Here is a 12,472-nt window from a genome sequence, read left to right as displayed (position 1 = left end):
CGGTCTTTTTTTATTTATGCCGTTTGCGCAAATTCTCAATCACCGTCGTTAAATCCAGCTCCTGATCCTGAAGCAGCACCAGCAGGTGATACATCAAATCCGACGCTTCGTTCGTCAGTTCTTCCCGGTCATGTACGGTGGCCGCCAGCGCTGTTTCAACGCCTTCTTCACCCACTTTCTGCGCTATACGTTTGGTGCCGCTGGCGTAAAGCTTCGCCGTGTATGAGCTCTCGGGATCCGCTGATTTACGCTCTGCCAGCAGCTGTTCCAGCTGATAGAGGAACAGCCACTGGTGGCTCGCCTCGCCGAAGCAGCTGCTGGTGCCTTTGTGGCAGGTCGGTCCAATCGGGTTGACCAGCATCAGCAGGGTGTCGTTATCGCAGTCTGGCGTAATGCTGACCACATTCAGGAAGTGGCCCGAGGTTTCCCCTTTCGTCCACAGGCGCTGTTTGGTGCGCGAGAAAAACGTCACCTTGCCGCTGTCGAGCGTTTTTGCCAGTGCCTCCTGGTTCATGTACCCCAGCATCAGCACTTCGCCTGAAACGGCATGCTGTACAACCACCGGCAGTAATCCGTCAGTTTTTTCCCAGTCCAGCTGCGCCTGTTGTTGCTCTGTTAACATACCCTGATCTCCACGCCCTGGTCGGCCAGGTACGTTTTTAACTCACCAATATTGATAATCTGTTTGTGGAACACGGAAGCGGCCAGCGCGCCGTCAACGTTCGCATCGCGGAAGGCTTCAAGGAAGTGTTCCACGGTGCCCGCGCCGCCGGAGGCAATCAGCGGAACGTGACAGACCGCGCGCACTTTTTTCAGTTGCTCCAGGTCGTAACCGTTGCGTACGCCGTCCTGGTTCATCATGTTCAGCACGATTTCACCCGCGCCGCGTTTTTGCACTTCCTGTACCCAGTCCAGCGTCTCCCACTGGGTGACGCGCGTGCGGCTTTCATCGCCGGTGTACTGATTAACGTGATATTTGCCCGTCGCGGTATCAAACCAGGTGTCGATCCCCACGACAATGCACTGCACGCCAAAGCGATCCGCCAGACGTGTAATCAGCTCTGGATCGGCGAGCGCAGGGGAGTTAATCGAAATTTTGTCCGCACCGAAAGAGAGAATTTTCGCCGCATCGTCAGCAGATTTAATCCCGCCCGCCACGCAGAAGGGAATATCAATCACCTCAGCCACGCGCGCCACCCAGCTTTTGTCCACTACGCGGCCATCGCTGGAGGCGGTGATGTCGTAAAATACCAGTTCGTCTGCGCCTTCTTCGGCATAGCGCTTAGCCAGGGGAACGATGTCGCCAATGATCTCGTGGTTGCGGAACTGCACGCCTTTTACAACCTGACCATCACGCACGTCCAGGCAGGGAATTATCCGTTTTGCCAGCATTGAATCGCCTCCTTCACCGTAAATTTGCCTTCCAGCAGCGCGCGACCCACGATCACGCCGCGCACGCCGGTGCCGCGCAGAGCGGCAATATCCGCCAGGTCGCCGATACCGCCAGAGGACTGAAACGCCACCTGCGGATAACGCGCGCAAACCTCTTCATACAGCGAGACGTTAGATCCTGCGAGCGTACCATCGCGTGAAATATCCGTGCACAGCACATGCTTCAGCCCTACCGGGAGATACATCCCGACCAGCTCTTCCAGCGTTACGCCGGAGTTTTCCTGCCAGCCGCTGACCGCGACCTGCTTGTTACCCTGCTCGTCAATGCGCACATCCAGCGCCAGCACCAGCGCATCCGCACCGAAGCGGCGGAACCAGCCCTTGACACTCTCAGGATCTTTCACAGCGGTCGAACCGACTACCACGCGCGCCACGCCCGCGTCCAGTAAGGCGGCAACATCGGCTTCCGTACGCACGCCGCCGCCCACCTGCACGGGGACGTCCACGCCAGCCACCAGTGTTTTAAGCAGCGGGATCTGGCGCTTCGCCGGATCTTTCGCGCCGGTCAGATCGACCAGATGCAACACCTCAGCGCCCTCGGCGGCGTAAGCCTGTAACCGCGGCAGCGGGTCGTTGCCGTAGTCGCGCTGCTGCCCGTAATCGCCCTGGTGGAGACGAACAACCGTGCCGTCAATCAAATCTAAAGCGGGAATTATCATCACATCTCCAGGAAATTTTTCAGCAGCTGCGCGCCGGCGGCGCCGGAGCGTTCCGGGTGAAACTGCACGCCGTAAAAGTTATCTTTCTGCACGGCGGCGGTGAACGCCTCGCCGTAATTGCACTGGGCGATGGTGTAGGTATTCACGGGCATGGCGTAGCTGTGGACGAAATAGAAGTACGCGCCGTCTTCGATACCCTGGAACAACCTGTTGCCCGCCTTCGGATAAACGCGGTTCCAGCCCATGTGCGGCAGCGGCAGGCCGTGGTCGGTCATTTTCGGCACGTCTTCTTCAATAATGCCCAGCAGATCAACGCCGTTGCTCTCTTCGCTGCGGCGACCAAGCAGCTGCATGCCGAGGCAAATGCCCAGCACCGGTTGAGTACAGGCTTTGATGAGATCCACCAGCTCGCGCTCATGGATCTGATCCATCGCCGCCTGCGCGGTGCCAACGCCCGGCAGAAAGAGTTTATCCGCGCGCAGCACCACGTCCGGATCGCGGCTCACCACCGGCTCGTAGCCGTGGCGCATAATCGCCGACTGTACGGAGTTCAGGTTGGCGCATCCGGTGTCCAGAATCACCACGTTCATCACAACACTCCTTTCGACGAGGGCAGAGCGTCACCTTCCACGCGGATCGCCTGGCGCAGGGTACGGCCAAAGGCTTTGAACAGGCTCTCGACGCGATGGTGATCGTTTTTGCCTTTGGTTTTCAAATGCAGCGTCAGGCCCATGGTGTAAGAAAGCGAGCGGAAGAAGTGCTCTACCATCTCGGTGCTGAGATCCCCCACGCGCTGGTAGGTGAAGTCGGCTTTATATTCCAGGTGCGGACGCCCGGAGATATCCATCGCGCAGCGCGCCAGGCATTCGTCCATCGGCAGAACAAAGCCGAAGCGGTTGATGCCGCGCTTGTCGCCGAGCGCCAGCTTCAGGGCTTCGCCCAGCGCCAGGCCGGTATCTTCCACGGTGTGGTGATCGTCGATATACAGGTCGCCCTTAACGGTGATCTCCATGCGGAAGCCGCCATGGGTGGCGATTTGATCCAGCATGTGGTCGAAGAAACCGACGCCGGTGTGGATCTTGCTGCCGCCTTCGCGGTCGAGCCAGACCTTCACGTCGATCTGCGTCTCTTTGGTGTTACGTTCCACATGTGAGTAGCGGTCGCGTCTGGTGAGCTGCTCACCAATCATCGCCCAGTTTAGCGTGTCGCGGCTATAGCGCAGACCCGCAATGCCCATGTTATCCGCCAGCGTGATATCCGTGACGCGATCGCCAATGACGTAGCTGTTGGCTTTATCCATCGCCTCTTCCGCCAGATAACGTTCAACAAGCTTCACTTTTGGCTTGCGGCAGTCGCACTCGTCGGCAGGCATGTGCGGACAGATCAGCACCTCGTCAAAAGCGATGCCCTGCGAGGTCAGCACCTGCATCATCAGATTGTGCGGGCCGTCAAAGTCCGCCTGCGGGAAGCTGTCGGTGCCCAGACCGTCCTGGTTGGTGATCATCACCAGCGTATAGCCTGCTTTCTGAAGTTTCAGCAGCACCGGGATCACGTCGGGCTCAAACGCCAGCTTGTCGAAACGATCGACCTGAAAATCGCTGGGTGGCTCCGAGATGATGGTGCCGTCACGATCGATAAAGAGATACTTCTGACTCATACTTTCTCCGCTTTCAGGGCGTCAATCACGCGCTGGCTTTCTGCACGGGTGCCGACGGTAATCCGCAGGCAGCCGCTCAGGGTAGGTTGTTTATTCTGGTCTCGTAAGATAATGCCCTGATCCCACAACGATTTGAATATCGCACTTGAGGCGGTGAAGCGAACCAGGATGTAGTTGGTTTCCGAGTCGAACACCTGCTCGACGCACGGAATCGTTTTCAAGGCATCGACAAGATACTGACGCTCTTCCAGGATCTGCGCCACACGCTCGTGCATCGCGCTGATGCCCTGCGGGGCCAGCGCCTGTGCCGCAATATCGGCAACCGGGGTTGAGAGCGGATACGGGGCGATGACTTTCAGCAGCAGGTCGATAACCGCTTTGTTTGCCAGCGTAAACCCGCAGCGAAGGCCGGCGAGGGCGAAGGCTTTGGAAAGGGTACGCAGCACAACGAGATGCGGATACTCTTCAAGCCAGCCTGCCAGCGTCGCCTGGGGGCAGAACTCAATATAGGCTTCGTCGGCCACGACCAGCGCCTTGCCGCGCGTCATCTCCAGCAGGGCACGGATATCCTGCGGATTGATAATCTGCCCCGTGGGGTTATTCGGGCTACAGACAAACACCACCTTCACGCCGTCGAGGTTATCGGCGATGCCCTGCAAATCCAGCTGCCAGTTGTCGAGCGCCTGCACGTTGCGGCAGGCCACGCCGAAGGTTTCGGCGCTGACGCTGTACATCCCGTAGGTCGGCTGGCAGTACATTACCGCGTCTTTACCCGGCTCACAGAACGCGCGGATCAGCAGCTCGATCCCTTCATCCGCCCCACGGCTGACCAGCACCTGCTCAGGCTTCACGCCTGCATACTGCGCATAGTTCTCTATCACCGCTTTCGGCTGACACTCCGGGTAGCGGTTCAGCGTCTGCTGCGAGAGCTCAAAGGCCACCGCCGTGGGATATTCGTTGGCATTCAGCCAGACGTCGCCGTTCCCGCCCAGACGACGCGCAGACTGATAGGGCGTCAGGCGACGGACGTTTTCGCGGGCTAATTCTTCGATGTTCATGCTTGCTCCTTCAGGGCGGCAACGCGCAGCGTCACGGCATTTTTGTGGGCAGTCAGGCGCTCGGCGGCGGCCAGCGTCTCAATTGTCGACGCCAGCGAGGCAAATCCCTCGCGGGAGAGTTCCTGCACGGTCATGCGCTTCTGGAAATCCGCCAGCCCGAGGCTGGAGCAGGTTGAGGTATAGCCATACGTTGGCAGCACGTGGTTGGTGCCGGAGGCGTAATCCCCGGCGGATTCCGGTGACCAGTCGCCGAGGAATACCGAGCCTGCGCTGGTTATGCTGTCGACCAGATCGCGCGCGGTGCGGGTCTGAATGATCAGGTGCTCCGGCCCGTACTGATTCGAGATGGCGATGCACTGGTCAAGATCGCGGGCCACAATCAGGCGGCTGGCAGACAACGCCTGGCGCGCCGTTTCCGCACGCGGCAGATCAGCCAGCTGACGCTCAACGGCGTCGCCCACGCGTTTTGCCATGTCGGCATCCGGCGTCAGTAAAATCACCTGCGAGTCAGGGCCGTGCTCAGCCTGCGAGAGCAGGTCAGAGGCCACGAAATCCGGTGTTGCGCCGCTGTCAGCAATCACCAGCACTTCAGACGGACCGGCTGGCATATCAATCGCCGCACCGTCCAGACGCTGGCTGACCTGGCGCTTCGCTTCGGTCACGTACGCATTGCCCGGACCAAAGATTTTGTCGACCTTCGGAATGGATTCCGTGCCGAACGCCAGGGCTGAAATCGCCTGCGCACCGCCTACTTTATAGATCGCCTGCACGCCGCACAGCTTCGCCGCATACAGGATCTCATCGGCGATCGGTGGCGGAGAGCAGAGCACCACCTTTTGACAACCGGCAATCCGCGCCGGGGTGGCCAGCATCAGAACGGTCGAAAACAGCGGGGCAGAGCCGCCGGGAATATAGAGGCCGACGGACGCCACCGGGCGCGTCACCTGCTGGCAGCGTACGCCGGGCAGGGTTTCCACATCCACCGGCTGCAACTTCTGTGCGGTGTGGAAGGTATCTATATTTTTCACCGCGACGGCCATCGCCTGTTTGATCTCATCCCCAAGGCGGCTTTCCGCCCCGGCGATCTCCTGCGCGGTGACCTGTAACGCGTCGACCTCAGTTTTATCAAACTTCGCGCTGTACTCGCGCAGCGCGTCGTCTCCGCGGGCTTTGACGTTATCAAGGATCTCCGCCACGGTGCGGGTGATGCTCTCCGAGGCGGAAATTGCCGGGCGCATCAGCAGCTCGCGCCGTTGCGCGTCGCTACAGGTATTCCAGTCGATGATTGTGTTAAAGCTCATGGTCGTTACTCCATCATCTTCTCAATAGGCAGCACCAGAATCGAGCTTGCGCCCAGCGCCTTGAGTTTTTCCATCGTTTCCCAGAACAGGGTTTCGCTGCTGACCATGTGCATCGCCACGCGCTGCTGGTCGCCCGCCAGCGGCAGAATGGTTGGGCGCTCAGCGCCCGGCAGCAGGGCAATCACTTCCTCCAGACGCTCGGTTGGCGCATGCATCATGATGTATTTGGATTCACGCGCCTGAATCACGCCCTGAATGCGGGTCAGCAGTTTGTCGATGAGCTGCTGTTTGGCGTCGGCCATCTCACCGTCGCGCTGGATAAGACACGCTTTGGAGCGGTAGATCACCTCCACTTCGCGCAGGCCGTTCGCTTCCAGCGTGGCGCCGGTGGAGACGAGGTCACAGATGGCATCAGCCAGGCCCGCACGCGGCGCAACTTCAACGGAGCCGTTCAGCAGACAGGATTTAAACTGCACGCCTTTTTGATCGAGGTAACGCTTCAGCAGGTGAGGGTAAGAGGTGGCGATACGTTTGCCGTTCAGCGCGGCCGGGCCGTCCCAGGCTTCATCGACCGGCGTGGCCAGCGACAGGCGGCAGCCCCCGAAGTCCAGACGACGCAGGGTAAAGTAGCGCGGATCTTCGCCCTGCGCGCGGCGGGTTAATAACTCTTCTTCCAGGACGTTTTCGCCGATGATGCCGAGGTCAACGACGCCATCCATCACCAGGCCCGGGATATCGTCATCACGTACGCGCAAAATGTCGATCGGCATATTTTCTGCCAGGGCAATCAGGCGCTGGGTGTGCAGGTTGATTTTAATCCCGCAGCGGGCGAGCAGTTCGCGTGAGTCGTCGCTTAAACGGCCTGATTTTTGAATAGCTATGCGTAAACGTGAGTTATCTAACATTCTGTCTTCCTCGTTAACCTGTTTTAACCTGTCTGAATGCGGTCCAAAAAAAAGCCCCCGGAAGAGGATCTTCCGGGGGCTTTTTCATGCGTTCATGCACCACTGGAAGATCCAAACGTCTTCCAGCACACATCGCCTGAAAGACTAGTCAGGATGATGGTGATGATGGTGGTTGTTAAAAGGAACGCGTGTCATATAAATTCTCGTTGAATGCTTATGCATTTGATGTCTTTTAACCTAAACCAGTTGTACGCCATAAAGCAAGGGCTTTTTTTGATCATTAATTCATTTCATATTGATGGTATGAATTGTGCGTTCCACCAGGCTGGCGTAGCCTTATAACAGGCATCGTTAAGCGGAGAATGTACATGAAAAAGGTCGCGATTGTCGGGTTAGGGTGGTTAGGAATGCCACTGGCAATGTCATTAGCCGCGAAAGGCTGGCAGGTGACAGGGAGTAAGACCACCCGTGATGGGGTTGAAGCGGCTCGCATGTGCGGCATCGATAGCGTTGAGCTGCGTCTCGAACCCGAGCTTATCTGCGATACTGACGAGCTGGATGAACTGATGAATGTGGACGCGCTGGTCATTACCTTACCGGCGCGGCGCAGCGGCCCGGGTGAGTCTTTTTACTTGCAGGCGGTGCAGGAGATTGTCGACAGCGCCCTGGCGCACCACATTCCGCGTATCATTTTCACCAGCTCCACCTCCGTCTATGGCGAGATCGACGGTACGGCGAAAGAAAACACCGAGCGCCGTCCGTTGACCGCCAGCGGCCGGGTGCTGAAAGAGCTGGAAGACTGGCTGCACAATTTGCCTGGCACGCAGGTGGATATCTTACGCCTGGCCGGGCTGGTGGGGCCGGGGCGTCATCCGGGGCGCTTCTTTGCCGGTAAATCCGCGCCGGATGGCCAGCACGGGGTTAATCTTGTGCATCTTGAGGATGTTATCGGCGCAATAGAACTGCTTTTGCAGGCTCCGAAAGGGGGGCACATCTATAATATATGTGCGCCTTCGCATCCGCCGCGCAGTACCTTTTATCCGCTGATGGCGCGCCAGCTGGGGCTGGCGCCGCCGGTGTTCAGTGAGGCGCAGGGGGAGCGCAAAGGCAAAATTATTGATGGCAATCGTATTTGCCATGAACTGGGATTTGAATATCAATATCCCGATCCGCTGGTTATGCCCATGGAATAATTGCGCCGGCGGAGACAATCGCACACCGTAAGGGGGCGAAGATGAAACCGCTGCTGGATGTTCTTGTTATTCTGGATGCGCTGGAAAAAGAGGGGAGCTTTGCCGCCGCCTCGCCGAAGCTCTATAAAACCCCTTCGGCTCTGAGCTACACCGTACAAAAGCTCGAGAGCGATCTTAATATCCAAATCCTCGATCGCACCGGGCATCGCGCGCGTTTCACCCGTACAGGGCAGATGCTGCTGGAAAAAGGGCGTGACGTGCTGCATACGGTTCGCGAGCTGGAAAAACAGGCCGTCAAACTTCACCAGGGCTGGGAAAATGAGCTTGTGATTGGGGTTGATGACACTTTCCCTTTTTCCCTGCTTACTCCGCTTATTGAGGCGTTCTATCAGCGCCATAGCGTCACGCGGCTGGTTTTTATCAATGGCGTGCTGGGCGGTTCATGGGAGGCCCTGACGCAGGGCAGGGCGGATATCATCGTTGGGGCGCTGCATGAGCCTCCCCAGTTGAGTGAATTTGGTTTTGCGCGGCTGGGCGTACTGGAGCAGATTTTTGCCGTCGCACCTCACCACCCGCTGGCGAATGAATCGGAGCCTGTTACCCGACGCGTCATTAAAAACTATCGCGCCATTGTGGTTGGAGACAGCTCTCGCCCCGAATGCGGCATTTCATCGCAGCTGCTGGATGAGCAGGAGGCCATCACCGTTTTTGATTTTAAAACCAAGCTGGAGCTGCAAATAAGCGGCCTGGGGTGCGGTTACCTTCCCCGTTATTTAGCGCAGCGGTTTATTGACAGCGGAGCGTTGGTAGAAAAACAGGTTTTGGCGCAGAGCAGTAACGAATCGGTGTGGGTGGGCTGGAATGAACAGACCGCCGGGCTTGCCAGCGCCTGGTGGCGAGACGAAATTTTAGCAAATAGTGCTATCGCCACAGTTTACACTCAGGCAGATGATGGGAAATCAACCAGTTAGTAAAATTAATTTATGGGCAGGTTTCTCAATGTATTGCCTTTTGTATCTGGAATAGGGCAAAATGCCGCCGCTGCAAACAAATGAATAATCGACGATATAAAAGGCGTCGGTTATTTTTTTTTGCATGTACGAAACGAAACTAAAAACCAAGAGGCCGGGCTTCGTACCGGATAGATATTTACTAAAATCCGACAGTTGTTGTCGCTGAGGAAGAAAGAAATGGGGCAATTTTTCGCTTACGTGGCGGTTATTACCGTAAAGGAGAATAACTATGTCGCATAACGCAACTCCAAACACCTCTCGCGTGGAATTACGTAAAACGCTTACGTTGATTCCGGTTGTCATGATGGGCCTTGCCTATATGCAACCGATGACGCTGTTCGATACATTCGGTATCGTATCAGGCCTTACGGACGGTCACGTTGCAACGGCGTACGCCTTTGCGCTGGTCGCCATTCTCTTTACAGCGCTGAGCTACGGTAAACTGGTTCGCCGTTTCCCGTCCGCCGGCTCTGCGTACACCTATGCTCAGAAATCCATTAGCCCGGCGGTTGGCTTTATGGTGGGCTGGTCATCACTGCTGGACTACCTGTTCATGCCGATGATCAACATTCTGCTGGCAAAAATTTACTTCGAAGCGCTGGTGCCGTCCGTGCCGTCGTGGATCTTCGTTGTGGCGCTGGTGGCCTTTATGACCATCTCTAACCTGCGCAGCATCAAGACCGTGGCTAACTTCAATACCCTGATTGTTATCCTTCAGATGGGGATTGTTGCGGTTATCGTTGGGCTGATTATCTACGGCGTTTCCCATGGGGAAGGCGCAGGTACGCTGACCAGCACCCGTCCGTTCTGGTCTGAAGGGGCGCACGTTGTGCCGATGATCACCGGTGCGACTATCCTGTGCTTCTCGTTCCTGGGCTTCGACGGTATCTCTTCTCTGTCTGAAGAGACCAAAGACGCTGAGCGCGTGATCCCGAAAGCGATTTTCCTGACCGCGCTAATTGGTGGCCTGATCTTCATCGGCGCGTCATACTTCTTACAGCTGTATTTCCCGGATATCTCTCGCTTTAAAGATCCGGATGCATCACAGCCTGAAATTATGCTGTACGTGGCGGGTAAAACCTTCCAGTGGGGCGTGCTGATCTTCTCCAGCGTCACCGTACTGGCTTCCGGTATGGCAGCGCACGCGGGCGTTTCTCGTCTGATGTACGTGATGGGCCGTGACGGTGTGTTCCCAACCCGCTTCTTCGGTTACGTGCATCCTAAATGGCGTACTCCGGCGTGGAACGTGCTGCTGGTGGGTGCGATTGCCCTGCTGGCGATTAAATTCGACCTGGTAACGGCCACTGCGCTGATTAACTTTGGTGCGCTGGTGGCGTTCACCTTCGTTAACCTCTCCGTGATTTCGCAGTTCTGGATCCGTGAGAAGCGCAACAAGACGCTGAAGGACCACATCAACTATCTGGTGCTGCCAGTGTGTGGTGCCCTGACGGTGGGCGCCCTGTGGATCAACCTGGAAGAGAGCTCAATGGTTCTGGGTCTGATCTGGGGTGCAATCGGCCTGATTTACCTGGCCTGCGTGACCAGAAGCTTCCGTAACCCGGTTCCTCAGTACGAAGACGTCGCGTAAGACCGTGTCGGGTGGCGGCTACGCCTTACCCGACCTACGGACTTCTACACCGTAGGCCCGCGTAAGCGAATCGCCGCCCGGCAAAAAAAAGCCGGAGACATTGTCTCCGGCTTTTTTGTACCCGTTACTCACACAATTTCTTGCGCGTACTGGAACAGGGCTTTCAGCAGCGCCTGCTTCTCAGTATTCCCTTCATACTGACCGTAAAGCATCTCCAGCTCTTGTGCGTAGCTATTAAGAAACTCCGGTGTAAACACGTTGCGCCGATGCTGTAGCCAGCGCTCCTGCTCTGCTTCATCCAGCGTGCCGGGATAGTTACGCGCGCGATAATTAAACATCAGCTTCTCGATACGCTTATCCGCGAAGGTGATATCCAGCGCGGGCAGGTTACGCGGGTCGGTTTGCAGTACGATGTTCATCGCCGCGCGATCGGCATCGCTGAAGAAGCCGTTATAAAGCTGCGCATCCACATTCTCAGACGGCACGAACGGCTCTGCTTCGGCAAAAATGGCGACGACTTTCTCGCGCACCTGCGGGTTGTCGCGCAGCACTTTCAGATTATCGAGGCAGTGCTGACGGTTAATCCCCAGCCGGTCGGCGTCTTCCGGGCGCAGCGTGTTGGCCTGCGCCAGCACCGGGCACTTATTGATGTGCACCAGTTTTACCGGTACGGCTGGCAGGTCACCGAGCGCCTCTTTCGGCGTATAGAGCCGTTCACGTAAGGTGTCGCTGTCGAGCGCAAGCAGCGGCGAGATATCCCCGGCGAGATCGACCATGATGACGGCGTTACGGTTATCCGGATGCCAGGCAAGCGGCGCCACCCAGCTCGTGTTCCCGCGCCACGCACCGAACATCCCGGAAATATGCACCAGCGGTTTCATCTGCGGGACATCAATCAGCGTCATCAGCTTTTGCTTGCTGCGATGGCTCAACAGATACTCAAACAGGCGCGGCTGCGCGGTTTTTACAAGTTTCGCCATTGCGATGGTCGCGTAAACGTCTGCCATCGCGTCGTGGGCGTTGCTGTGCTCGATGCCGTTGGCCCGCGTCAGGTGCTCGAGCCTGAAGCTCGGCAGCCCGTCGTCGTTCTCCGGCCAGTTAATCCCCTCCGGGCGCAGCGCATAGCAGGCGCGCATGATGTCCAGCAAATCCCAGCGTGAATTACGGTTCTGCCAGCTCCAGGCATACGGATCGTAGAAGTTGCGGTAGAAGATATTACGCGTCACTTCATCGTCAAAACGGATGTTGTTGTAACCCACCACGCAGGTATTGGGCACCGTGAACAGGTCGTGGATGCGACGGGCAAATTCTGCTTCGCTAACGCCTTTATCCCGCGCTTCCTGAGGCGTGATGCCCGTCACCATCACCGCGCCCGGCTGCGGCAGGTAGTCATCGGCGGGCTTGCAGTAAAACACCTCGGGTTCGCCAATGACGTTAAATTCATCATCGGTTCGGATTGCCGCAAACTGCGCCGGTCGGTCCAGCGCCGGATGGGTGCCAAAGGTTTCGTAATCGTGGAACAAAAAAGTCGGGCGCGCGGCAGAGTCAGACACCAGTAATCTCATCCTGTTAAAAATTGACGTCTCTATGGTAAACGATTGGGGTGAGCAGTCCGAATAAAAAGCACCGTCAGGCAAGAAATTTGC

At 57.2% G+C, this 12,472-nt stretch carries 14 protein-coding genes and 1 other annotated feature; of the genes, 4 read left to right on the top strand and 10 right to left on the bottom strand.

The genetic code is table 11. The features are described 5' to 3' along the window. Positions 1–10 precede the first annotated feature (10 nt). The 9 genes from hisIE to hisL all read right to left on the bottom strand — a co-directional run bounded on the left by hisIE (position 11) and on the right by hisL (position 7,227). The gene (gene hisIE, locus G6Q29_RS03975) at positions 11–622 is read right to left on the bottom strand and encodes a bifunctional phosphoribosyl-AMP cyclohydrolase/phosphoribosyl-ATP diphosphatase HisIE (RefSeq protein ID WP_063931558.1); all 612 of its coding nucleotides are present in this window, start codon (positions 620–622) and stop codon (positions 11–13) included. Beyond that, complete coding sequence (gene hisF / locus G6Q29_RS03970; protein ID WP_165464590.1) at positions 616–1,392, bottom strand: imidazole glycerol phosphate synthase subunit HisF; 777 nt, start codon at positions 1,390–1,392, stop codon at positions 616–618. The genes hisIE and hisF overlap by 7 nt, the downstream gene beginning before the upstream one ends. Continuing rightward, entirely contained in the window at positions 1,374–2,111 is a 738-nt protein-coding gene (gene hisA / locus G6Q29_RS03965; RefSeq protein ID WP_023306557.1) for a 1-(5-phosphoribosyl)-5-[(5-phosphoribosylamino)methylideneamino]imidazole-4-carboxamide isomerase, read from the bottom strand. The genes hisF and hisA overlap by 19 nt, the downstream gene beginning before the upstream one ends. Further along, positions 2,111–2,701 (bottom strand): imidazole glycerol phosphate synthase subunit HisH, encoded by a 591-nt coding sequence (hisH, locus tag G6Q29_RS03960; protein ID WP_003859485.1) that lies wholly within the window; start codon positions 2,699–2,701, stop codon positions 2,111–2,113. Before hisH ends, hisA begins: the two co-directional genes overlap by 1 nt. Then, entirely contained in the window at positions 2,701–3,768 is a 1,068-nt protein-coding gene (gene hisB / locus G6Q29_RS03955; protein WP_165464589.1) for a bifunctional histidinol-phosphatase/imidazoleglycerol-phosphate dehydratase HisB, read from the bottom strand. The genes hisH and hisB overlap by 1 nt, the downstream gene beginning before the upstream one ends. After that, positions 3,765–4,826, bottom strand: a complete 1,062-nt coding sequence (gene hisC, locus G6Q29_RS03950; protein WP_165464588.1) for a histidinol-phosphate transaminase — start codon at positions 4,824–4,826, stop codon at positions 3,765–3,767. The genes hisB and hisC overlap by 4 nt, the downstream gene beginning before the upstream one ends. After that, on the bottom strand, positions 4,823–6,127 hold the full coding sequence (gene hisD, locus G6Q29_RS03945; RefSeq protein ID WP_165464587.1) for a histidinol dehydrogenase: 1,305 nt from the start codon (positions 6,125–6,127) through the stop codon (positions 4,823–4,825). Before hisD ends, hisC begins: the two co-directional genes overlap by 4 nt. Before the next feature lie 5 nt (positions 6,128–6,132). Next, complete coding sequence (gene hisG / locus G6Q29_RS03940) at positions 6,133–7,032, bottom strand: ATP phosphoribosyltransferase (RefSeq protein ID WP_003859492.1); 900 nt, start codon at positions 7,030–7,032, stop codon at positions 6,133–6,135. 45 nt (positions 7,033–7,077) lie between these two features. Then, positions 7,078–7,201: a sequence feature (His leader region), on the bottom strand. Next, a complete protein-coding gene (hisL, locus tag G6Q29_RS03935; RefSeq protein WP_165464653.1) occupies positions 7,177–7,227 on the bottom strand; it encodes a his operon leader peptide in 51 nt (16 codons plus the stop codon). Its footprint overlaps the feature before it by 25 nt. 173 nt (positions 7,228–7,400) lie before the next feature. Here hisL and G6Q29_RS03930 point away from each other — a divergent pair, with 173 nt between their 5' ends. The 4 genes from G6Q29_RS03930 to G6Q29_RS03915 all read left to right on the top strand — a co-directional run bounded on the left by G6Q29_RS03930 (position 7,401) and on the right by G6Q29_RS03915 (position 10,826). Next, positions 7,401–8,225, top strand: coding sequence for an SDR family oxidoreductase (locus G6Q29_RS03930; RefSeq protein WP_165464586.1), 825 nt, complete (start codon positions 7,401–7,403; stop codon positions 8,223–8,225). 41 nt (positions 8,226–8,266) lie between these two features. Next, positions 8,267–9,196 carry a LysR substrate-binding domain-containing protein gene (locus tag G6Q29_RS03925; RefSeq protein ID WP_165464585.1) on the top strand — a complete coding sequence of 310 codons (930 nt, stop codon included), beginning with the start codon at positions 8,267–8,269 and terminating at the stop codon, positions 9,194–9,196. A 219-nt stretch (positions 9,197–9,415) separates the two neighbouring features. After that, on the top strand, positions 9,416–9,478 hold the full coding sequence (yoeI, locus tag G6Q29_RS03920) for a membrane protein YoeI (protein ID WP_099458931.1): 63 nt from the start codon (positions 9,416–9,418) through the stop codon (positions 9,476–9,478). After that, positions 9,468–10,826 carry an APC family permease gene (locus G6Q29_RS03915; protein WP_006811203.1) on the top strand — a complete coding sequence of 453 codons (1,359 nt, stop codon included), beginning with the start codon at positions 9,468–9,470 and terminating at the stop codon, positions 10,824–10,826. The genes yoeI and G6Q29_RS03915 overlap by 11 nt, the downstream gene beginning before the upstream one ends. A gap of 128 nt (positions 10,827–10,954) precedes the next feature. Here the strand turns inward: G6Q29_RS03915 and sbcB are convergent, their stop codons facing one another. Next, on the bottom strand, positions 10,955–12,391 hold the full coding sequence (gene sbcB / locus G6Q29_RS03910; RefSeq protein ID WP_431732532.1) for an exodeoxyribonuclease I: 1,437 nt from the start codon (positions 12,389–12,391) through the stop codon (positions 10,955–10,957). Positions 12,392–12,472: the final 81 nt, after the last annotated feature.

Origin of the sequence: Enterobacter cloacae (assembly GCF_011078175.1) — a bacterium.
In the GTDB taxonomy this organism is placed as follows: domain Bacteria; phylum Pseudomonadota; class Gammaproteobacteria; order Enterobacterales; family Enterobacteriaceae; genus Enterobacter; species Enterobacter cloacae_Q.
The sequence above is the reverse complement of the archived record's forward strand: the minus strand, read 5'-3'. Positions and strand labels throughout refer to the sequence as shown.